Below are 21372 nucleotides of genomic sequence, written 5' to 3'. Positions count from 1 at the left end.
CTCCCACCCGTCAGCGGGCCGTGCGGTTAAAGAACCTCGGGCAGTGTCGCCACGCCCGCCTCGATCGCGGCCTTGTGCACGTGGATGCGCGGCAGGATGCGGGTGAAGTAGAACGTGGCGGTGTCGCGCTTGGCTTGCTTCGCGTCCGCGGAAAGAGCGGAGCCAGGTGCCGCCAGCACGCTCTTCGCCCAGAAGTAGGCAAGGGTCACGTAGCCGGAGAAATACAGGTAGTCGACGGCCGCGGCGCCGAGTTCTTCCGGATTGGCCTGTGCGTTCTGCGCGATGGCCTGGGTCAGGTCGCCCCAGGCCTTGGTCGCCACGGCCAACGGCCCGACGAAGGCCTTGACGCTCTCGTTGGCCTGGTTGGCCTGGCAGAACGCGGAGATTTCGCCGAGGAAATGCTTCAGGCCGGCGCCCTGCAGTTGCATGATCTTCCGGCCGAGCAGATCCAGCGCCTGGATCTGCGTGGTGCCCTCGTAGAGCGTGATGATGCGGGCGTCGCGGACGAACTGTTCCATGCCGTGCTCGGCGATGTAACCGTGGCCACCGAAGATCTGCAGCGCTTCCTTCGTGCATTCCTGGGCCGCCTCGGTGAGTAGTCCCTTGGCGATCGGGATGAGGAAGGAAAGCAGCTCGCCCGCCGTCTTGCGTGCCTGCGGATCGGTGTCACGCGCCTCGATGTCGCTCTGCAAGGCCGCGTAGGTGGCGAGCACGCGTCCGGCTTCGACGAAGGCACGCTGGGTCAGCAGCATGCGGCGCACATCCGGATGCACGGTGAGTGGGTCGGCCGGCTTCTCCGGCAGCTTCGGGCCCGATAGCGCGCGCATCTGCAGGCGCTCGCGCGCGTAGTTGAGGCTGTTCTGCAAAGCGCGTTCGGCCAGGCCGAGGCCCTGGATGCCGACGGCCAGGCGCGCCGCGTTCATCATGGTGAACATCGCCACGAGGCCCTTGTGCGCGGGACCCACCAGCCAGCCCTCGGCGTCGTCGAAGTTCATGACGCAGGTGGCGGAACCCTTGATGCCCATCTTGTGTTCGATGGCACCCGCGGCGACGGTATTGCGCTCGCCCATGGAGCCGTCCTTGTTCACCTTGAACTTCGGCACGACCAGCATCGAGATGCCGCGGCTGCCCTCGGGCGCATCCGGCAGGCGCGCGAGCACGAGGTGGACGATGTTCTCGGCGAAATCGTGCTCGCCGGCGCTGATGAAGATCTTGGTGCCGGTGACGCGATAGCTGCCGTCGGCGTTCGGCTCGGCGCGCGTCTTCAGCAGACCGAGGTCGGACCCCGCCTGCGGCTCGGTGAGGCACATGGTGCCGGTCCAGCGACCGTCGACGAGGGGCTTGAGGAAGACCTCCTGCTGCCACTCGTCCCCGTGGTGCTCCAGGGCGCTGGTGGCGCCGTGGGAGAGCAGGGGATAGATGCCCCAGGCGAGATTCGCCGAATCGATCATTTCCTTGGTCAGCGTGCCGAGTACGGCGGGCAATGCCTGGCCGCCGTACTTCTCGTGCGCGGTGAGGCCGGCCCAGCCGCCCTCGGCGTACTGCCGGTAGGCTTCCTTGAAGCCCTTCGGCGTGGTGACGGTGCGCGTGGCCTTGTCGAAATGGCAACCTTCCTCGTCGCCAGGAGCGTTCAACGGCGCCAGAACTTGTTCATTGAATCGGGCCGCTTCCTCGAGTACGGCATCGAGCAGGTCGCGCGTATGCCCTTCGCCACCTTCGAGTCGTGCGAGCACGGCTTCGGCGCCGAGCACGTCGTAGAGCGCGAAGCGCATGTCGTCGAGGGGGGCTTTGTAAATCGTCATGCGGATGATCCTGGGTCAGGGCGAGCGGTAGGTATCGGGGATGCCCGGCACGGGCGAGAGCCAGTTCTTGCCATGGACGGCGAAGGATCGCGATGCGTCTTCCTTCTCCGGCGTGGCACTGACCCGGCCATCGATGCTGTAGGGGAGGGCACCGGAACTGCCCTTGGCGGCCAATTCGGCGAGCGCCTTCGACATCTCGGCTGTCGGCAACAGGTCGATCGTCGCGACGTCGGCGGCGAACGAGGGGATGTCCTGGTCGATCTTCGCATCGAGCAGGACGCCGCCGAGTTCACCGACGCGCAGCGTGCCCTGGAAGGTTTCGAACGACATTCCGCCGTAGCTGTTGTTGCGGATACGCAAGGTCATGTGCCACACCCCGCCGGGCTTGGCCGTGACCTCCTGCAGGGTGACCGAGGGCGGAAAAACGCTCTTCCTGGCGGGCCCGCAGGCGGCCAGCAAGGCCACGCCGGCGAGCAGGGCGGAACGGATGAAAGGACGGCGGACGATCGAGATCATTCCCTGGGCTTCCGGCAAGGGGAGTCGAACAGCTGTTCGATGGTAGCGCCGCCCGGGCCGTGCACGCGAGACGTGCGTTTCAAACGCGGTTCCCAAGCGGGTGGCGAGCAGGCATCATCAGCGATTATCTCCGAGACTTCGATTTCCCCATGACCCGACGCATTGCCGCACGACGTTCGCCCATCCACGGAAACGGCGTCTTCGCCACTGCCCCGATCAAGGCCGGCGAAGAGATCATCGAATACAAGGGCGACCGCATTACCCACGCGCAGGCCGACAAGCGTTACGGCGATGGCGGTGAAACCGGGCATACCTTCCTGTTCACCCTCAACGAGCGTTTCATCGTCGACGGCAACAGCCATGGCAACACCGCGCGCTGGATCAACCACAGCTGCGATCCGAACTGCCAGGCGCTGATCGAGGAAGCCGTGGAAGGCAAGCCGTCGAAGAACGATCGCGTGCTGATCGAGGCCATTCGCGATATCGCGCCGGGTGAAGAACTCACCTACGACTACGGCATCACGCTCGACATGCCGCATACGGCGCGGTTGAAGAAGGTGTGGGGCTGCCGCTGCGGCTCGGCCAAGTGCATCGGGACCATGCTGAAGCCGAAGCGCAAGACGGCCTGACCGTATTGCGGCCTTGGGGGCTGCCGGATTGTTGGCGGCCTGGCGGCCTATCGCCGACAGAGTCGGCCCCCACCAGGTTCCCGTGGGCCCGGTGGGAGCCGACACTGTCGGCGATTCAACCCGCCTCAGTCCTCCTCCACCCTCGGCTTCCACGCCTCGGCCAGCTTCTTCTGCACCCCCGGTGGAACGGTGTCGTAGTGACTGAAGGCCATCGCATAGCGCCCCTGGCCTCCGGTCATGGCCTTGAGCTGGGTCGGGTAGTCGACGAGTTCCGCCAGCGGCACGCGGGCCTTGATGAGCGTCTCGCTGCCGCGTAGCGAATCGGTGCCCATGATCTGCGCCCGTCGCGAGGCGAGGCCGCCGGTCACATCGCCCACGTAGTGGTCGGGAATCGACACCTCCAGGTCCACCAGCGGCTCCAGTACCAGCGGCCGCGCGCGGGAGACGGCATCGAGGAAGGCCTTGCGGCCTGCGCTGATGAAGGCGACCTCCTTGGAATCCACCGGATGGTGCTTGCCGTCGTAGACGACCACGCGCACATCCTGGATGGGATATCCCGCGATCGCGCCATGGTCCAGTGCCTGGCGGACGCCTTTCTCGATCGCAGGCATGAACTGCCCCGGTATCACGCCGCCCTTGGTCTGGTCGTCGAAGACGAAGCCCGCGCCACGATCCAGCGGTTCCACGCGCAGGAATACCTCGCCGAACTGGCCCGCGCCGCCGGTCTGCTTCTTGTGGCGGTGGTGGCCTTCCGCCGCCGCACCGATGGTTTCGCGATACGCGATGCGCGGTGGATGCGTGATGACGTCGACGTCGTAGCGCGCCTTCATCCGTTCCAGCATGAGTTTCAGGTGCAGGTCGGAGAGGCCGCGCACCACCGTCTCGTTGAGTTCCTTGTGATGCTCTACGCGGAAGCAGGGATCTTCCTCCGCCAGCTTGCCCAGGGCCTGCGACAGCTTCTGTTCCTGGCCTTTGTGCGCGGGCTCCACGGCGAGACCGTACATCGGCGCGGGAAAGGCGGCCGGTTCGAGGTGGATGCGCCCTTCGTCCGAGGCATCGTGCAGCACGGCGTCGAAGTGGATGTCGTCGATCTTGGCCACGGCCGCGATGTCTCCCGGCAACGCTTCGTCGATCTCGACGTGTTCGCGGCCCTTCAGCCGGAACAGGTGGGCCACCTTGAACGGCTTGCGCCCGTCGTCGACGAACAGCGACGAATCCTTGCGCACGCAGCCTTGCCAGACACGGAAGACGCCGAGCTTGCCGACGAAGGGATCGTTGACGATCTTGAACACGTCGGCGATGACATGCCGTGCCGGATCGGCGGTCACGTCGAAGGGCTTGTCGTTCGCGTCCAGGAATGGGGGCGGGTTCGTCTCGCTGGGGCAGGGCAGGATCTTTTCGACCAGATCCAGTAACTCGACGACGCCCACGCCGTCGCGCGCGCTGGTGAACACGATGGGCACGAGGTGCCCGTCGCGCAGGCAGTGTTCGAGCGCGGCGCGGATCTCCGCCGCCGACAAGGCGGATTCGCCTGCTTCCAGGTAGTGTTCCATCACGTCGTCGTCGATCTCGACGACCTGGTCGATGATCCGCTGGTGGGCTTCGCCGGGCGAGGAGAAATCGGTGTCGCCCGCGGTCTGGAAGAAGGCGTCGCGGACGGAGTGGCCCTTCGACGCGGGAAGGTTGAGGGGAAGGCATTCGTTGCCGAATTCCTCGCGCAGGTCGTCCACCAGCGCCGCGAGGTCCACGCCTTCCGCATCGATGCGGTTCACGACGATGAGGCGGGCGATGCCGCGTTGCTTCGCATGGACCATCATCGAGCGCGTGCCATGCTCGATGCCATTCGCGGCATTGACGACGATCGCGACGGTGTCGGCGGCGGCGAGCGCGGCCAGGGCGGGGCCGCGGAAGTCGGCGTAACCGGGCGTATCGAGCAGGTGGATGCGATAGCCGTTGCGATCGATGGAGGCGATCGACGCGTCGATCGAATGACCGCGGGCCTTCTCCATCGGATCGGTGTCGGAAACGGTACTGCCACGTTCGACGCTGCCCATGCCGGTCAGCGCGCCGCCGGCATGGAGCATCGCTTCGAACAGGGTGGTCTTGCCGGCTCCGGCGTGGCCGGCGAGGGCTAGGCTGCGGATGTGTTCCGTGGATGGCGACACGATGCGTCCCTCCTTCGGTGTGTCCGGGTTCCGGACGGCATGGCGATGATTCGGGCGGTGCCCGGACCCAAGCCTTCTCCTTCCCCGCCCCGGAATCAAGTGGCGCCGGGAATCTTCCGAGATGCCCATGGTCTGAGGGCCAGGCCTTACGCTCCGTTTAGCGGATCGCCGCTAAGCTGTCCGACTTTCTCCACGAGGCCAAAGGGACCCTCGCACGCGTGCAATACCCCGGCAAGGCGCCACCGCCCTTCATCGAATCCCACCGGCTGGACCCGGAGGATGCCGCGCGCCCGCGTGGGCTGCAGCCAATCGATGCCGCGACGCTGTCGGCGCTGCATGCCATCGGCAGGCGGCCGCCGCCACGCGACCGCCTGCGGCGTGTGCTGGCGATGGTCGTGGCACTCGTCCTGCACGTCTTCATCGTGATGGTGGTGCGCTACGAGATGCAGCCGAGATTGCCCGCTGGTTTCGTGCCGCCGGTCGATCGTGACGACGTGCTCGAAGTGCGCTTCATCGAACCGGCCCGCCCCGCGCCACCGGTGGCCGACGTGCCGCCTCCCCCGCCGGTCGCCGAACCTCCGCCGAAGGTTCGCTCGCCCGAGGCGACGCGACCCGAACCACCCCGGCGCAAGGAGCCCAGGCCCGAACAGCCTCCCGCGGAAAACACGCCCGCGCCGCCGGCCGCTCAGGCGCCCGCACCCGCTCTTTTCAGTGCCGACGGTTCCATCGTCATGCCGAAGCAGCAGGGTCCAGGCACCACGACGCAGGCGGATTTCGTGGCGCGCAAGCCGACCGACGACACCACGATCATGTCGCACAAGACCACGGTGACCTACAAGGAAACCCGTTTCGAAAAGGACTGGGCGCCGCGCGACGAGAACGTGCTCAACAAGGGCCTGCGCCGCGCCATCGAATCCACCACGGTGAAGAAGACCATCGACCTCGGCCACGGCACGCGGGTCAAGTGCGCCACCGTGTTCTTCGTGCTCCCGGTGGGCTGCGGTGGCGAAGATCCCTCGAAGGCTTCCAAGAAGGATGGCGATGTGCGCCTCAACATGGCGCCGGCCAATCCCGCCGTGAAAGACCTTCCCGACCAGCCCGTGCCGCCGACGGAAGCCGAATGCATCGCCGCGTTCCGCGCCGACAAGCCGCTGCCGCAGGGTTGCGCCACGGACATCCCGATCAAGGCGATGGACCAGGAAAACGCCGAGCGCGAGCGCCGCTTCGGCAAGTGAGCCGCGCGAAGGCGGCGATTGTGCCTTTGTAACGCAGCATGGACACTAGCGGTCCATGCCGAAGCATTTCCTGCCGGACAGCGATCGCCAGGTCGCCGCGAACTCCTTGCCCGTCTCGCCCCGCGAGGCGGCCATGAACGCGCTCGTCTATCGGCGCCGCCTGCGTCAAAAGCCGCGCGACCGGCTTCTTCGCGTCGCCGGCTGGGTCGGTACGATCCTCGTCCACCTGATGTTCCTGTTCGGCATGATCCTCGGTCCGGCCTACGAACTCCTGCCACCGCCACCGGAACCGGAAGACACCAACGCCTTGCAGGTGCGGCTGATCGACAAGCCACCACCGCCGCTGCCGCCCGTGCGTGGCACGCCGTCGAAGGCGCCGGTGGTGAAGACACGCTGGTCCACCTCGCGATCCAAGGCCAGCCGGGCGTCGAGCGGTTCACACGCGGCGTCGGTCGCCTCGACGAAAAAGGCGCTTCCCGCCATCGCCGTGCCGGTGGCGCCTCCGCCGCAGGCAAGGCCCGAGGTGAAACCCAGTGCGCCGCCGCCGAGCGTGGCGGCGACGATCGAGCGGCCGCTGACCCAGCCGAAGGCGCCGCCCAAGCAACCGGAACTTCAGAAGGTACCCGTGCCGGCGCAGGCGCCGCCGGATCTCGCCGTCGATACGCCCAAGCCACAGGTCGTCCCGCCACGTTTCCAGCCGGAGCCGGTACGCAAGGCCCAGGCCGAGGGCCTCGCACCGATGCCGCCGCCGGCGTCGCTGGCCATTCCCGAGACGCCTGCCGCGCAGATGGCGGTCACGCCGGTACCGCCCACCCTCACGTCGGAGCACACCGCCCCCGTGCCGACCGCGGCGGTGACGCTCGCCACGGTGCCGCGGCCGGAGGTGGAGGAGTCGTCCGCTCCGCCGACGCCGCAGGACACGCCGCTCCCCGACGTTTCACCGGAACCGTCCGCGCCGAAACCGGATCTCACGCTCGATGCCCGGCCCGTGCCGCCGAAGGCGGCGGTCGAAACGGTCCGTGCGCCTGCCGTGGAGGCCACCGCCGAATTGGACGCCGTCCCGTTGCCGGACGCTACGGTGAAGCCGACCGTTTCCGCCCCGGTCGCCAGCACCGACAAGCCCGCCGTGCAGGCACCGGCGGTCCCGGCGGCGGACCTGCAACGGCCGGTGGCGGGGGCGGACACCGCGCCGGCACCTCCGGGTCAGGCGCCCGGCGATAGCGCGGCGGGCGAATCCACCGCCAAGACGCAAGCGGAAGAAGGCAAGGCGGCGAGCGAACGGACGGCCAGGGCGGGAGACAGCGCGCCCGCGCAAGCTTTCGTTCCCGGTCAGACCACGGCCGGCGAGTCCGGCTCGAACACGCCGGGCGCCTCCGCTGACAGTGGCAAGCCGGGTGCCGCGCAGGGCGTGGATGAGGGCACGCGGCTCACCGGCGCCAATGGCACGTCCCAGCGCGACGACGGCGTCGCCGGCGGGCAGGGTGACAAAACCGGCCAGGTCGGCGCCTACGTGGAACTCAAGCCACGTGGAAAGCTCGACCCTCAGTCCGGCGCCCGCGTGCACATCGACTACAAGGCGACCCGCTTCGAAGGGGCGTGGACGCCGAAAGGCGAATCGTCGGTGGACACGGTGATTCGTCAGGGTGTCGAGGCGGCGACGGTGCGCCCGACGATCTCGCTGCCGCGCGGCATCCGGATCAATTGCGTCGCCGGTCCGGGCAACGCGGGCGGCACCATGAAGGCATTGTCGTTGTTCACCCTAGGCTGCGGCGGCGACCCGCCACCCAAACCGGCGAACGAGGACCAACTGGTGAAGAACCAGACCATGGCACCCGCGAAGCCGCTGGCCGAAAACCTGCCACCCGCCAATAGCTCGACCGTGGCCGCGGCTCCGGTGGTGTTGGACAACACCGCGCTTTGCACCACCGCGCGTATCACCGGGGGGCCATTGCCGCCGGGGTGCGAGGCTTCCATCAAGATCAACGTGCCGGCCCCGTCACCCACCTCCGGTTCGTGGGTCCCCGCCGCCGATCAGTTCAAGTAGGCAGGTTTCGGATTTCCGTGCCCGCGGCCATGTCGTGGATCGCGCGCCGGCGGCGATCGAAGAAGGCGGGAAGCAGCAGGATGGCCCAGCCCGCGAGCGGCGCCAGCAGGGCCGCCTTCAGCGAGACCAGCGGGTAGATCGTCAGCAGGGCCAAGGGCAAGGCGGCCACCGCGAGGCGCACGAGCCCGCGCTTCCCGTTCACGGGTTGGCCTTGATGGTCCGTCACGCGAATCCGCCACGGGCGCATGCCGAGCGTCTGTCCACCGCGCATCCACGATGCAAGGAAGTAGGCGCCGACGACGACGCCCTGCAGGGGCTGGTACCACCATGCGAGCAGGTGGCCTGTGTCGTCGACGAGATGCCCACCCGTCGCGAATTGGGCCAGAAGGCCGACCACCATCAAGATAGCCACGACGGCGAGCGCGTCGTAGACGATGGCGGTGAAACGGCGCCATGCGGGCGCTATCGATGCATCGGTCATGGTGTCCCCGGGCTGTCAGGCACCCATTGTCGCAACAAAGGGCAAATTCGGAAGGATTCACGCAGCCTTAACGCCGCGGAGCCGTAACGTTCACGTCGGACAGGGGAGTCCACCAACGCTGCTATCGCGATAGGGAGTATTGCCATGAGCCTCAAGCTTCAATCGTCGTTTTCCGAACTCGACAGCCACCTTCGCCAGTTCGATGGCGATGGACAGGTCAGTCCCACCGAATTCCAGTGGTTGCGCGATGGAGCCGACCGGCACATGGCGGATATCGTCACGGTCGACGCGGGCATCTTCCAGGCCCAGGCCGATGGCGTGGTCGAGGCGATGCAGAAACTCGCCCTGGCGGCACGCAAGTCGAAATTGACGGACGCCGAGCGCGCAGCGCTGAAAGAAGCTGTCGAGCACCAGCTCGGCTACGTGATCGCGGGATACCAGTCCAGCCTGCAGAGGCTTTAGCCCCGCGAGCTGGCCGTGAGACCATGCGGGCGTCCCTTGCCGATATGCCCGCATGTCTCTCGTCGATAGTCCCCGTTCCGCCGAGCCCTCCGCCGATGACGCGCGTCTGATCGAGCGCTTCATCGAACGCGTGTGGGCGGAGGATGGCCTCGCCGATCGCACGTTGGAAGCCTATCGGCGCGACCTTCAACAACTATCGCGATGGCTCGGCACGCGGGGGCGCTCGCTGGCGAACGCGGGGCGCGAGGATCTGTCGGCGTACCACGGCAGCCAACCGGTTTCCGTGCGCAGCATGGCCCGGCGCCAGTCGGCGTTCCGGCGTTTCTACGCGCAGCTCGCGCGCGACGAAGGCAAGCGCGACGATCCGACGTTGCTGATGCAGCGTCCGCGAATGCCGCGCAGCCTGCCCAAGGCCCTCGCGGAGCGGGAGATCGAGGCGTTGATCGTCGCCCCCGACCTGGCCACGCCGCTTGGCTTGCGTGACCGCGCGATGCTCGAATTGATGTACTCCTCGGGCTTGCGCGTATCGGAACTGGTGGACCTGCCGTTGTCGGGCCTGAACCCGCGCCAGGGTGTGCTTCGCGTCACCGGCAAGGGCGGCAAGGACCGTCTCGTCCCCGTGGGCGAGGAGGCGCTGGCGCACGTGGAAACTTACCTGCGCGAGGCGCGGCCGGTGTTGGCGAAGGGCCACGGGCAACCGGCGGCGTTGTTCCTTTCCCGGCGGGGCGACGCGATGAGCCGGCAGATGTTCTGGACGCTGGTAAAGCGCTATGCCGTGCAGGTGGGGATACCGGCGAAGCGGGTCTCGCCGCATGTGCTGCGCCATTCGTTCGCCACGCACCTGCTGAACCACGGTGCCGACCTGCGCGCCTTGCAGATGCTGCTGGGTCACAGCGCGCTCAGCACCACGCAGATCTACACCCTGGTGGCGAAGGAAGGCCTGAAACGGCTTCACGCCCAACACCACCCGCGCGGCTGAGCCGTGCCACAATCGGGGGAACCGAATGCGCGGAACGTGTTCCAAGACGTTCCCGCGTTTCCCCCGGTCACCGATGGAGTCGTAACCGATGTTGAAGAAAATCCTGCCGGCGCTCCTGGCCGGCGCATTCGCCATGACGGCTTGCGCGGCCGATGACGAAAAGGCCGCCCGCGACGCGGTCGAGGCCCTCGGTCCGGGCATCAAGGTCGACAGCATCGCCCCGGCGCCGATGCCCGGCTTCTACCAGGTGATCGCCTCCGGCCGCATGGTCTACGTGACCTCCGACGGGCGCTACATGATCAACGGCAACCTTATCGACCTGAAGGCCAAGACCGATCTCAGCGCTGCCAGTTGGGCGGCCCTGCGCAAGGCCGAACTGGCCAAGCTGCCGGCTTCGCAGCGACTGGTGTACGCACCGGCGAACCCGAAGCACACGGTCACGGTGTTCACGGACGTGGACTGCGGTTTCTGCCGCCAGCTTCACGCTCATATCGACGAATTCAACAAGCAGGGCATCGCTGTCGAGTACGTGTTCTGGCCGCGGGAAGGCGTCAAGACAACCGCCGGCAACGACACGCCCTCGTATACCAAGGCGGTGTCGGTGTGGTGCAGCGCCGATCGCAAGAATGCCTTCAACGAGGCGATGAAGGGCGCCACGCCGAAGGCGGCCAGTTGCGCCAATCCGGTGAAGGACGAGTTCGAACTCGGCGAGCGCCTGGGCGTGAACGGTACCCCCACCATCGTCACCGAGAACGGCGACGTGGTCGGTGGCTACGTCACCCCGGCCCAGTTGCTGCAGGCGCTCAGTGCCCCGCCGGGCAGCGCTGCCCGGCGGGGTGGCTGACCAGGGCGGCGACCACGGTGCCCCGGCCCCGGGGTACCCCAATGTTGCCGCGCAACATCATGTAGAATAGGCGTTTTCCTGCTGCGCCTATTCCCCCCGCATGATCGCACTCGACGGGCAGAGCGCCCTCTCGCCTTTTCGCCTCGAACGACTGAACGCCCACCTGGATGCCCTGCATCACGGGACGCGGGTGCAGGCCGCCTGGTTCACTTACTTCGTCGACGCCGACGTGCCGCCGGAAGGCGACGCGCGTGCGCGCCTGCTCGCGGTCCTGGAGGCGAAGAACACCACGCCCGATGACGCCACCTTCTGGGTGGTGCCGCGGCTGGGCACGATTTCGCCCTGGTCCAGCAAGGCCACCGACATCCTCCACGGTGCGGGATTCGACGTGCGCCGCGTGGAGCGTGGTACCGCCTGGCGGGTCACCGGCATGCCCGAGGCCGGCACGCCGGCCCATGCCGCCGTGATGGCCGCGTTCTGCGATCCGATGGTGCAATCGCCGCTGGACCAGCTGAGCCAGGCCTCGGGCCTGTTCCTCGCCGGCGAGCCGGGCCCGCTCGGCCGTGTAGACCTGGGTGGCGACGCCCGTGCCGCGCTGTCCGCCGCCAACAAGGAGTTGGGCCTGGCGCTCGCGGACGACGAGATCGACTACCTCGCGGACCGCTACGCCGAGATGGGCCGCGCGCCCACCGACGCCGAGTTGATGATGTTCGCGCAGGCGAACTCGGAGCACTGCCGGCACAAGGTGTTCAACGCCACCTGGACGCTGGACGGCGCGACGCAGGAATCGTCGCTGTTCGGCATGATCAAGAACACGCACCAGAAGTCGCCGGCGCATACGTTGTCCGCGTACCACGACAATGCGGCCGTGATCGAAGGCTACGAGGGCCATCGCCTGTTCGTCAGCCCGGAAGACGGTGTGTTCCGTACGGTGGCCGAGGCCGCTCCGTACGCCATCAAGGTCGAGACGCATAACCATCCCACGGCCATCGCGCCGTGGCCGGGTGCCGCCACCGGTGCCGGCGGCGAGATCCGCGACGAGGGCGCGACCGGCCGTGGCGGCAAGCCGAAAGCGGGCCTCACCGGCTTCTCGGTGTCGCACCTGCGTATTCCGGGGCTGCCGCGTCCGTGGGAAAAGGAGCGTCCGCTGCCGCCGCGCATGGCTTCCGCGTTCGAGATCATGCGTGACGGCCCGCTCGGTGCCGCCGCGTTCAACAACGAATTCGGCCGGCCCGCCCTCGGCGGTTACTTCCGTACCTTCGAGCAGGAAACCGGCGAGAAGGGCGTGCGTCGTGGATACGACAAGCCGATCATGATCGCCGGCGGCCTCGCCGCGATCCGTCCCGGCCACGTGCAGAAGCGCAAGGTCCGTCCAGGCGACAAGGTGATCGTGCTCGGCGGACCGGCCATGCTCATCGGCCTCGGTGGCGGTGCCGCGTCGTCGGTGGCGTCCGGCACCTCGAGCGCCGAACTCGACTTCGCGTCCGTGCAGCGCGACAACGCCGAGATGGAACGCCGTTGCCAGCAGGTGATCGACGCCTGCTGGGCGCGCGGTGACCGCAACCCCATCGTGAGCATCCACGACGTGGGAGCGGGTGGTGTGTCCAACGCCATCCCGGAAATACTCAACGATGCCGGCGTCGGCGGTGTCATCGATCTGTCGAAGCTGCCCTGCGACGACCCGACGCTGTCGCCGATGCAGGTGTGGAGCAACGAGTCGCAGGAACGTTACGTGCTCGCCATCGGCGTCGAGGACATCGAGCTGTTCGAGGCCTTCTGCGCCCGCGAACGCTGTCCGTTCGCCGTCGTCGGCGAAGCGACGGAAGAACCGCGCCTCATCGTGCGCGACACGCGCCGCGACATCGACGTGATCGACCTGCGCATGGATGTCCTGTTCGGCAAGCCGCCGCGCATGCACCGCGACGCGGTACGCGTGAAGCCGCGTGTCGACCTCGTCGCCGACCTGACCGGCATCGGCATGGACGAGGCGCTGATGCGCGTCCTCCGCCTGCCGGCCGTGGGCAGCAAGAGTTTCCTGATCACTATCGGCGACCGCACCGTGGGTGGCCTGAACGCACGCGACCCGATGGTCGGCCCCTGGCAGGTGCCGGTCGCCGACGTCGCGGTGACCATGACCGATTTCGAAGGCTATACCGGCGAAGCCATGGCCATGGCCGAGCGCGCGCCCGTCGCGCTGCTCTCCAGTGCCGATGCCGCGCGCATGGCCGTGGGCGAGGCCCTCACCAACCTCGCCGCCGCCTCGATCAAGCTCGATGAGGTGCGCCTGTCCGCGAACTGGATGGCCGCCGTGAACCATCCGGGCGAGGATGCCGCCCTGTTCGACGCCGTGAAGGCCGTCGGCATGGAACTGTGCCCGTCGCTCGATATCGCCATTCCGGTGGGCAAGGATTCGCTCTCCATGCAGACCGTCTGGACGGACGGCAACGGCAAGGCGCAGAAAACCGTTTCGCCGGTGTCGCTGGTGATCACCGGCTTCGCCCGCGTCGACGACGTGCGGCGCACGCTCACGCCGCAGCTGAAACTCGATCGTGGCGACACCGATCTGTGGCTGATCGACCTCGGCGCGGGGCGTGACCGCCTCGGCGGCTCGGCGCTCACCCAGGTATTCAACCGCGGCGGCGGCGTGCCGCCCGATCTGGACGATCCCAAGCGCCTGCGCGCGATGTTCGAACTGATCCAGGAAGCCAACCAGGCCGGCCTGCTGCTGGCCTACCATGACCGCTCGGACGGCGGCGCCATCGTGACGCTGCTCGAAATGGCTTTCGCCGGCCATTGCGGCCTCGAGCTGCGACTCGACGGCTGGGCCGATGCCACGCTGCGCGCCCTGTTCAACGAGGAACTCGGCGCCGTGGTGCAGGTGGCCGCGGCCAACCGCGAGGCCTTCGAGCAATTGCTGGTCAAGCACAACCTCGCCGGCATGACTCACAACGTGGGCCGGCCAAAGGACAAGCTCGGCATCAAGCTGCACCTCAACGGCGAGCCTGCGTTCAAGTGGAACTGGACCGAACTCTTCCGTGCCTGGAATGAAACCAGCTACGCCATGCAGCGCCTGCGCGACAACCCGCACAGCGCGGACCAGGAGAGCGAATGGCGGCTCGACGATGCCGATCCGGGCATCACGCCGAAGCTGGTGTTCGATCCCGCCGACGACATCGCCGCGCCGTACATCGCGACCGGCGTGCGCCCGCGCGTGGCGATCCTGCGCGAGCAGGGCGTCAATGGCCAGGTGGAAATGGCGGCGGCGTTCAGCCGTGCCGGCTTCGACGCCGTGGACGTCCATATGACCGACCTCGCCAGCGGCCGTCACCACCTCAAGGACTTCGTCGGCTTCGCCGCCTGCGGCGGATTCTCCTACGGCGACGTGCTCGGCGCCGGCCGTGGCTGGGCCACGTCCATCCTCTACAACGATGCCTTGCGCGAGCAGTTCGCCCGCTTCTTCGAAGACGGCTCCCGGTTCGCCCTCGGCGTCTGCAACGGCTGCCAGATGATGTCCGGCCTCAAGGACATCATCCCTGACGCGAAGCATTGGCCGCAGTTCCTGCGTAACCAGTCGGAGCAGTACGAGGCGCGCGTCGCCACGCTGGAGATCCTCGACTCGGGCAGCATCTTCTTCCGTGGCATGGCCGGCTCGCGCATCCCCGTCGCGGTGGCGCACGGCGAAGGCCGCGTGCACTTCCCCAACGTGTGCAGCCCCTCCAAGAGCCATGCCGCGGCGCGCTTCGTCGACAACCGCGGCAAGCCGACCGAAAGCTATCCGCTCAATCCGAACGGCTCACCGGGTGGCCTGGCCGCGTTCACCGCCGGCGACGGCCGCATCACCATCATGATGCCGCACCCCGAGCGCGTGTTCCGTAGCACCCAGCTGAGCTGGCATCCGGAGCAGTGGGGCGAGGATTCGCCGTGGATGCGGATGTTCCGCAACGCCCGGGTATGGGTGGGTTGAGGACGGGGGTCGACCGGTGAACAGCCCCCGCCTGACCAGCATCGTCATCGTGCTTGCGGATAGCGGTCCGTTCACGCGCGAGTGTGTCGAGCACGCGCTCGCCAGCGACGTGCCGGTCGAGATCATCGTCGTCGACAACGGCTCCAACGACGGCGTGCCCGAGTCGCTCGATCGCGCCTACGCGGACGACGAGCGCTTGCGGGTGGTCTACAACCGGGCCAACCTCGGTTTCGGTCCGGCGGTGAATCGCGGTGCCGCTCAGGCACGGGGCGACCACCTGCTCGTGCTCAATCCGGATTGCCTGGTCGAGCCCGACACGATTTCCCGCATGGCCGCGCATGTCGACGTCCACACGGGCATCGTCGGCGCGGTCGTGTGCGATAGCGAAGGCCGGCCCGATCCGGCCTCGCGGCGGCGTGATCCCCTGCTGCGCCGGTCGCTCGCCACGAAGCTGGGCCGGGGCGGCGACGCCGGCATCGATATCGACGGTCCGTTTCCAGACGGCGCCGAAGAGGTCGAGATCGTCTCCGGAGCGATCATCCTCATCCCGCGCGAGGTCTTCGAGCGCCTCCATGGGTTCGACGAGACCTTCTTCCTGCACTGCGAGGACATGGACCTTTGCCGCCGTGCGCGCGATGCGGGCTACAAGGTGCTGCTGGCCGGCGATGTCCGCGTGCTGCATGGCAAGGGTGGTTCCAGCCGGCACCGGCCCGTCTTCGTCAGCCGGCACAAGCATCGCAGCATGTACCTGTGGTTCCGCCGTCACGATCCCGCCGCGCGTAACCCGCTCGTGCGCGTCTTCGTATGGATGGGTATCCAGGCTCATTTCCTCGTCAAGATTCCCGGCCAGCTCCTGCGGAAGCGCCGATGAGCGGGACGGCGCGTGGCGGTGGCCTCGCCACCCTCGGCCTGCTTGCGGTCACGGCGATCTGGGGTTCCACCTTCGTCCTGATCAAGGACGTCGTGGGCAGGATGTCCGTGGTCGATTTCCTCGCGGTGCGCTTCGTCATCGCCGCGGTGACCATGTTGCTGCTGTTCGCGGGGCCGCTGAGGCGGCTCGATCGCAGGCAGCGCCTGCGGGGCTTCGGCCTGGGCCTGCTCTACGGCGTCGCGCAATGGTTACAGACCGAAGGACTGGCACGGACGTCGCCCAGCGTGAGCGGCTTCGTCACCGGCATGTACGTGGTGATTACCCCGATCCTGGCCTTGCTGCTGTTCCGGCAGCGCATGCCGTGGAGCACCTGGATCGCCGTGGTGCTCGCGACCGTGGGCCTGGGAGTGCTGGCGTTGAACGGTTTCGACGTGGATACGGGCGTGCTGCTCACGCTGGCTTCGGCGGCGCTGTACGCCTTGCACATCGTCGGGTTGGGTCATTGGTCGAAACCGGGCGATGCGTTTGGCATGTCCGCGATCCAGATGGCAGGCATCGCCACGGTCTGCCTGGCGATCACCTTGCCGCACGGCGGACCGGCCATGCCGCCGGACGCCAAGGCGTGGATCGCCGTGCTCTACATGGCACTCGTCGCCGGCGCGCTGGCGATGCTCGTGCAAACCTGGGCCCAGGCACACATGCCGGCGACGCGGGCCGCGATCGTGATGACGACCGAGCCGGTGTTCGCGGCCGGGTTCGCGGTGCTGCTGGGAGTCGACGCGCTCACCGTGCGCATGCTCGGCGGCGGTGCGCTCGTGCTGGCGGCGATGTACATGGTGGAGCTTGCGCCGCGCTTCCGCCGGAAGAAACCGGCGGAAGCGTTGCATCTCGAAGTGTGAGCCCGCTGCGGGGTTACTTCGTGGCCTTGTCCACCGAGAACTTGTAGATCATGAGGTTCCGGTAGGTCTTGCCCGGCTCCAGCCGCGCCGAACCGAATTCCGGGCGGTTCGGTGTGTCGGGGTAGAGCTGGGGTTCGAGCGCGAACGCATCGCCCTGGCGATAGACGCCGCCGGACTTGCCCGACGTGGTCGCGTCGAGGAAATTGCCCGAGTAGAACTGCAGGCCCGGTTGCGCCGACCATAGCGAAAGCACGCGCCCGCTCTTCGGATCGCTGACCCGCGCCACCTCGCGCGGCTGCGCGGCCTCCTTGCGCGAAACCACCCAGTTGTGGTCGTACCCGCGGCCGAACACCAGTTGTTGTTCCTTCGCGTCGCGGATGTCGCGGCCGATCGGCTTGGCCTTGCGGAAATCGAAGTCGCTGCCGGCCACGTTGCGGATTTCGCCCGTGGGGATGGCCGTGGCATCGGTTGGCAGGTAGGCGTCGGCGGCGATCATCAACTTCTGGTCCATGACGCTTCCCGAACCTTCGCCAGCGAGGTTCCAGTAGGCATGGTTGGTGACGTTGACGATGGTCGGGGCGTCGGTCGTCGCGGTGTACTCGATGGTGAGTTCGTTCTTGTCGTCGATCGAGTACGTCGCGGTGGTGGTGAGCTTGCCGGGATAGCCCTGGTCACCATCGGGGCTGACATAGGTGAGGGTGACGCTGGGCCGGGCGCCGGACTCCACCTTGTCGACGGTCCAGACGACCTTGTCGAAGCCGAGCTTGCCGCCATGCAGCGAGTTCGGGCCGTCGTTGACCGGCACCGTGTACTGCTTGCCATCCAGGGTGAAGCGCCCCTTGGCGATGCGATTGGCATAGCGGCCCACGGTGTCGCCGAAGTACTGCGGCTTGGCGAAGGTTCCCTTGATGTCCGGATAACCCAGCACGATGTCGCCGGGCTTGCCGTTGCGGTCGGGTACTTCCAGTGCATAGAGCGCGGCGCCCAGCGACAGGATCTTCGCCGTCATGCCGTGGCCGTTGGTGAGTGTGACCAGCGTCACGTCCGTGCCGTCCGGCGTACTGCCGAACGATGCCTTCGTTGCTTCGCCGGCCGTCGCGGCGGCGGTGGTGGTGGCCAGCAGGATCGCGGTGGCCAGGCTCGTTACGAACTTCATCGCACGTCCACTCCCTTCGAGAAAGTCAGGCGAACAGACCACATTTGTCCGACAAATGACAAGCTGCGCCGCGTCATCGCCTCGCCGGCGGGTGCGGCTACGATGTGCGCCGGGTAGCACACCGGGAAGGGCCCATGGCACTGAAGGCGGCAAGCGCGCGGAACCTGCACGCGCAGGTGATCGAGGATATCGGCGGCTCGATCGTGGGCGGCGTGTTGCGACCGGGAGATGCCTTGCCCGGCGAGTCGCAACTGGCCGGGCAGATGGAGGTCAGCCGTACGGTGCTACGGGAGGCACTGAAGGTGCTGGCGTCCAAGGGGTTGATCGAGACGCGCCAGAAGACGGGCATGCGCGTGCGCGACCCGAGCTATTGGAACCACCTCGATGCCGACGTGCTCGCCTGGCGTTGCGCCACGATGCCGACCGACGACTTCGTCGAGAAACTGGTGGAAATGCGCGAGATCATCGAGCCGGCGGCGGTGATGGCGGCGGCGCGACGGCGCGACCCGGCGCAACTGGAGACGATCGCCGAGGCACTCGAAGCCATGGAGGAGGCGGAAGACCTGGATACCTGGGCCGAGGCCGACCTGCGGTTTCACGAGGCGGTGCTCGCGGCGACGAACAACGAGCTGTTGAGCTCGCTGTTCGCCGTGATCGAAACCGCCCTGGCCACCTTCTTCGTGATGTCCGCACGTAACGCGAAGAACTTCAAATACTCGTTGCCGCAACACCGGGCGGTGTACGAAGCCATCCGCCGCCGCCGTCCGAACGAGGCGGCGGCGGCCATGCACTCGATGATCGCGGACTCGCGGGCGAACATGCGCAAGGGCCGCCGCAGGTAGCGGGGGACCTCAGCAGCAGCGGCCACCCGTGCCGCGGTACCTCGCTTCCTGCCGTTCCCGGAAGAACTCGCCGTAGCTGGGCACGGCGCGCTCCGGGTGATGCTCGCGCAGGTGTTTCACGTACACGTCGTAGTCGGGCACGCCGCAGCAGAGGCGGGCGGTCTGGACCGCCCACTTCCATAGCGAGCGAGGTGCCGTTCGTGCATCGAGGCTCATGGCGTTGTCCTCAGGGAGCCACGCTGGACAGCGCGACGTAGGGTTCCTCGTGCGCGGTCGGGTGGTTGGCGCGCCAGGCGCGGGCGATGGCGCGAAGCGAGAAGAACAGCATGGTCAGCACCAACAGCATGAACAGGGCGGTGAGTGCCATGTCCACGCGGTTGTTGGTGACGATCCGCTGCATTTCGTCCATTGTCTTGGCCGGTGCGAGCAGCTTCCCGCTGGCCATCGCATCGGCGTACTTCTGCGCCGCCGCGGTGAAGCTGATCTTGGCGTCGAAGATCTTCTGCCAGCCGGCGGTCAGCGTGCAGATCACCAGCCATGCGGCGGGCACCGCCGGTATCAGCACGAAACGCTCGCGCTTGAGTTTCACCGTGACCACGGTGGCGAGCATCAGTGCGATCGCCGCGAGCATCTGATTGGCTATGCCGAACAGGGGCCACAGCGTGTTGATGCCGCCCAGCGGATCGACTGCTCCCTGGTAGAGGAAATATCCCCACAGGCCCACGCAGATCACCGTGGCGACGACGTTGCCGAGCCAGGATTCGGTCTGCTTCAAGGGTGCCCAGGCCATGCCGGCCAATTCCTGGATCATGAAGCGGCCCACGCGCGTGCCGGCATCGACGGTGGTGAGGATGAACAGGGCTTCGAACAGGATGGCGTAGTGGTACCACAGGGCCATCATGCCCTCGCCGGGCATGATCCCGTGGAGCAGCTGCGCCATGCCCACCGCGAGCGTCGGTGCGCCGCCCGCACGGCCGAGGATGGTGCTTTCACCGATGTTCTTCGCCGTCTCGGTCAGTTCGGCCGGGGTGACCAGGAAGCCCCAGGTGCTGATCGTCTGCGCGGCCTGCTCGGCCGTGGTGCCGACCAGGGCGCCGGGGGAGTTCATGGCGAAGTACACGCCCGGATGCAGCGAGGCCGCCGCGATGAGCGCCATGATGGCGACGAAGGCCTCCATCAGCATGCCGCCGTAACCGACGATGCGTGCCTCACCCTCGTTGGCCAGCAACTTCGGCGTGGTGCCGGAGGCGATGATGGAATGCCAGCCCGACACCGCGCCGCAGGCGATGGTGATGAACAGGAACGGGAAGAGGTTGCCCGAGAAGACCGGGCCCGTGCCGTCGATGAACTTCGTGACGGCCGGCATCTGCAGCGTCGGCGCCGCGAGGAAGATGGCCAGGGCGAGCAGCACGATGGTGCCGATCTTGAGGAAGGTGGACAGGTAGTCGCGCGGCGCGAGCAGCAGCCATACCGGCAGTACCGAGGCGAAGAAGCCGTAGCCGATCAAGAGCCAGGCCAGGCCTTTGGCGTCGAAGTCGAACAGGACGGACAGGGCCGGCGTATCGGCGACGGTCTTGCCGTACCAGATCGACGCCAGCAACAGGACCAGGCCGATGATGGAAACCTCCAGGATGCGGCCCGGCCTGATGTAGCGCAGATACAGGCCCATCAGCAGCGCGATGGGGATCGTCGCGGCGACGGTGAAGGTGCCCCAGGGGCTGTGCGTCAGCGCCTTGACCACGACCAGCGCCAGCACGGCCAGCACGATCATCATCAGCACGAGTACGCCGACCATGGCGATGACGCCCGGGACTTCGCCCAGTTCTTCGCGCAGCATGTGGCCGAGCGAACGGCCGTCGCGTCGCAGCGAAAGGCCGAGGATCATGAAATCCTGCACGGCGCCGGCGAAGACGACGCCGACCAGAATCCACAGCGTGCCGGGCAGGTAGCCCATCTGCGCGGCGAGCACGGGTCCGACCAGGGGGCCGGCGCCGGCGATGGCGGCGAAGTGGTGCCCGAATACCACCCACTTGTCGGTCGGCACGTAGTCGAGACCGTCATTGCGCAGGACCGCGGGCGTGGCGCGCGTGGGGTCGAGCTGGAGCAGCCGGGTGGCGATCAGCCGGCTATAGAAGCGGTAGCCGATGAGGAACACGGCGACCGACGCGGTAACCAGCCAGATGGCGTTGATGGGTTCGCCGCGCCGGAGGGCGACGACGCCGAGACACCAGGCGCCGATGATGGCGATGGCGGTCCACAGGATCTTGCCCGCGGGACTGGGTTTGGGAATGGCGCTTTGCATGTTGTGCTCCCCTTGCGGATGCGACAAGGGTCGTCCTGCCCGCCTTGGGGGTCAATCTCCGCAGGGCGTTTGGCGTATTAGCCATTGGTCGAATGGTCAAGGAGGCCCGCTGCGTGCCGCGTCGGCCCAAAAGGCTTGAGCCGGGCGCGTTCCGGCGCCATGCTGCGGGTATCCCCACTCC

17 protein-coding genes are annotated in these 21372 nt (G+C 67.3%); 10 read left to right on the top strand and 7 right to left on the bottom strand.

The window, feature by feature from the left end:
- Positions 1 to 26 precede the first annotated feature (26 nt).
- The gene (locus ACN9M2_RS15270) at positions 27 to 1802 is read right to left on the bottom strand and encodes an acyl-CoA dehydrogenase C-terminal domain-containing protein (protein WP_426285491.1); all 1776 of its coding nucleotides are present in this window, start codon (positions 1800 to 1802) and stop codon (positions 27 to 29) included.
- Between the two features lie 15 nt (positions 1803 to 1817).
- Entirely contained in the window at positions 1818 to 2318 is a 501-nt protein-coding gene (locus ACN9M2_RS15265; RefSeq protein ID WP_426285490.1) for a hypothetical protein, read from the bottom strand.
- 149 nt (positions 2319 to 2467) lie between these two features.
- Here ACN9M2_RS15265 and ACN9M2_RS15260 point away from each other — a divergent pair, with 149 nt between their 5' ends.
- Complete coding sequence (locus ACN9M2_RS15260; protein WP_371023451.1) at positions 2468 to 2947, top strand: SET domain-containing protein; 480 nt, start codon at positions 2468 to 2470, stop codon at positions 2945 to 2947.
- A 125-nt stretch (positions 2948 to 3072) separates the two neighbouring features.
- Here ACN9M2_RS15260 and fusA read toward each other — a convergent pair whose 3' ends face one another.
- Complete coding sequence (fusA, locus tag ACN9M2_RS15255) at positions 3073 to 5112, bottom strand: elongation factor G (RefSeq protein ID WP_426285489.1); 2040 nt, start codon at positions 5110 to 5112, stop codon at positions 3073 to 3075.
- A 218-nt stretch (positions 5113 to 5330) separates the two neighbouring features.
- Between fusA and ACN9M2_RS15250 the strand changes: the two genes are divergently transcribed.
- Positions 5331 to 6347 (top strand): hypothetical protein, encoded by a 1017-nt coding sequence (locus ACN9M2_RS15250; RefSeq protein WP_426285488.1) that lies wholly within the window; start codon positions 5331 to 5333, stop codon positions 6345 to 6347.
- Between the two features lie 55 nt (positions 6348 to 6402).
- Entirely contained in the window at positions 6403 to 8391 is a 1989-nt protein-coding gene (locus tag ACN9M2_RS15245; protein WP_426285487.1) for a hypothetical protein, read from the top strand.
- On the opposite strand, the gene ACN9M2_RS15240 is transcribed toward ACN9M2_RS15245, so the two are convergent.
- Positions 8384 to 8872 carry an RDD family protein gene (locus ACN9M2_RS15240; RefSeq protein ID WP_426285486.1) on the bottom strand — a complete coding sequence of 163 codons (489 nt, stop codon included), beginning with the start codon at positions 8870 to 8872 and terminating at the stop codon, positions 8384 to 8386. The genes ACN9M2_RS15245 and ACN9M2_RS15240 overlap by 8 nt on opposite strands.
- Positions 8873 to 9016: 144 nt before the next feature.
- On the opposite strand from ACN9M2_RS15240, the gene ACN9M2_RS15235 reads away from it, so the two are divergent.
- From ACN9M2_RS15235 to ACN9M2_RS15210, 6 genes are all read left to right on the top strand, one after another.
- A complete protein-coding gene (locus ACN9M2_RS15235; protein WP_426285485.1) occupies positions 9017 to 9334 on the top strand; it encodes a hypothetical protein in 318 nt (105 codons plus the stop codon).
- A gap of 52 nt (positions 9335 to 9386) precedes the next feature.
- Positions 9387 to 10313, top strand: a complete 927-nt coding sequence (gene xerD / locus ACN9M2_RS15230) for a site-specific tyrosine recombinase XerD (RefSeq protein WP_426285484.1) — start codon at positions 9387 to 9389, stop codon at positions 10311 to 10313.
- An 88-nt stretch (positions 10314 to 10401) separates the two neighbouring features.
- The gene (locus ACN9M2_RS15225; RefSeq protein ID WP_426285483.1) at positions 10402 to 11157 is read left to right on the top strand and encodes a DsbC family protein; all 756 of its coding nucleotides are present in this window, start codon (positions 10402 to 10404) and stop codon (positions 11155 to 11157) included.
- A gap of 100 nt (positions 11158 to 11257) precedes the next feature.
- Positions 11258 to 15121 (top strand): phosphoribosylformylglycinamidine synthase, encoded by a 3864-nt coding sequence (gene purL / locus ACN9M2_RS15220; protein WP_426285482.1) that lies wholly within the window; start codon positions 11258 to 11260, stop codon positions 15119 to 15121.
- A gap of 16 nt (positions 15122 to 15137) precedes the next feature.
- Positions 15138 to 15992, top strand: coding sequence for a glycosyltransferase family 2 protein (locus ACN9M2_RS15215; RefSeq protein ID WP_426285481.1), 855 nt, complete (start codon positions 15138 to 15140; stop codon positions 15990 to 15992).
- On the top strand, positions 15989 to 16891 hold the full coding sequence (locus tag ACN9M2_RS15210; protein ID WP_426285480.1) for a DMT family transporter: 903 nt from the start codon (positions 15989 to 15991) through the stop codon (positions 16889 to 16891). The genes ACN9M2_RS15215 and ACN9M2_RS15210 overlap by 4 nt, the downstream gene beginning before the upstream one ends.
- 13 nt (positions 16892 to 16904) lie before the next feature.
- Here ACN9M2_RS15210 and ACN9M2_RS15205 read toward each other — a convergent pair whose 3' ends face one another.
- Entirely contained in the window at positions 16905 to 18047 is a 1143-nt protein-coding gene (locus tag ACN9M2_RS15205; RefSeq protein ID WP_426285479.1) for an aldose epimerase family protein, read from the bottom strand.
- Between the two features lie 134 nt (positions 18048 to 18181).
- Between ACN9M2_RS15205 and ACN9M2_RS15200 the strand changes: the two genes are divergently transcribed.
- Positions 18182 to 18889, top strand: a complete 708-nt coding sequence (locus tag ACN9M2_RS15200) for a FadR/GntR family transcriptional regulator (RefSeq protein WP_426285478.1) — start codon at positions 18182 to 18184, stop codon at positions 18887 to 18889.
- Positions 18890 to 18898: 9 nt separating this feature from the next.
- Here the strand turns inward: ACN9M2_RS15200 and ACN9M2_RS15195 are convergent, their stop codons facing one another.
- Both ACN9M2_RS15195 and ACN9M2_RS15190 read right to left on the bottom strand, forming a co-directional pair.
- A complete protein-coding gene (locus tag ACN9M2_RS15195; RefSeq protein WP_426285477.1) occupies positions 18899 to 19105 on the bottom strand; it encodes a YbdD/YjiX family protein in 207 nt (68 codons plus the stop codon).
- A gap of 10 nt (positions 19106 to 19115) precedes the next feature.
- Entirely contained in the window at positions 19116 to 21191 is a 2076-nt protein-coding gene (locus tag ACN9M2_RS15190; protein WP_426285476.1) for a carbon starvation CstA family protein, read from the bottom strand.
- Positions 21192 to 21372: the final 181 nt, after the last annotated feature.

The sequence above is a fragment of the Luteibacter sp. E-22 genome (assembly GCF_049913125.1).
Taxonomy (GTDB): Bacteria; Pseudomonadota; Gammaproteobacteria; order Xanthomonadales; family Rhodanobacteraceae; genus Luteibacter.
Note: the sequence above shows the minus strand (reverse complement) of the source record. Positions and strands in the feature narration are given on the sequence as shown.

Coding starts and splice junctions, on each gene's coding strand:
- ACN9M2_RS15260 (WP_371023451.1), top strand. CDS start 2,468: ATGACCCGACGCATTGCCGCACGACGTTCGCCCATCCACGGAAACGGC.
- ACN9M2_RS15265 (WP_426285490.1), bottom strand. CDS start 2,318: ATGATCTCGATCGTCCGCCGTCCTTTCATCCGTTCCGCCCTGCTCGCC.
- ACN9M2_RS15210 (WP_426285480.1), top strand. CDS start 15,989: ATGAGCGGGACGGCGCGTGGCGGTGGCCTCGCCACCCTCGGCCTGCTT.
- ACN9M2_RS15195 (WP_426285477.1), bottom strand. CDS start 19,105: ATGAGCCTCGATGCACGAACGGCACCTCGCTCGCTATGGAAGTGGGCG.
- purL (WP_426285482.1), top strand. CDS start 11,258: ATGATCGCACTCGACGGGCAGAGCGCCCTCTCGCCTTTTCGCCTCGAA.
- ACN9M2_RS15200 (WP_426285478.1), top strand. CDS start 18,182: ATGGCACTGAAGGCGGCAAGCGCGCGGAACCTGCACGCGCAGGTGATC.
- ACN9M2_RS15270 (WP_426285491.1), bottom strand. CDS start 1,802: ATGACGATTTACAAAGCCCCCCTCGACGACATGCGCTTCGCGCTCTAC.
- ACN9M2_RS15245 (WP_426285487.1), top strand. CDS start 6,403: ATGCCGAAGCATTTCCTGCCGGACAGCGATCGCCAGGTCGCCGCGAAC.
- ACN9M2_RS15190 (WP_426285476.1), bottom strand. CDS start 21,191: ATGCAAAGCGCCATTCCCAAACCCAGTCCCGCGGGCAAGATCCTGTGG.
- ACN9M2_RS15205 (WP_426285479.1), bottom strand. CDS start 18,047: ATGAAGTTCGTAACGAGCCTGGCCACCGCGATCCTGCTGGCCACCACC.
- ACN9M2_RS15240 (WP_426285486.1), bottom strand. CDS start 8,872: ATGACCGATGCATCGATAGCGCCCGCATGGCGCCGTTTCACCGCCATC.
- xerD (WP_426285484.1), top strand. CDS start 9,387: ATGTCTCTCGTCGATAGTCCCCGTTCCGCCGAGCCCTCCGCCGATGAC.
- ACN9M2_RS15225 (WP_426285483.1), top strand. CDS start 10,402: ATGTTGAAGAAAATCCTGCCGGCGCTCCTGGCCGGCGCATTCGCCATG.
- ACN9M2_RS15235 (WP_426285485.1), top strand. CDS start 9,017: ATGAGCCTCAAGCTTCAATCGTCGTTTTCCGAACTCGACAGCCACCTT.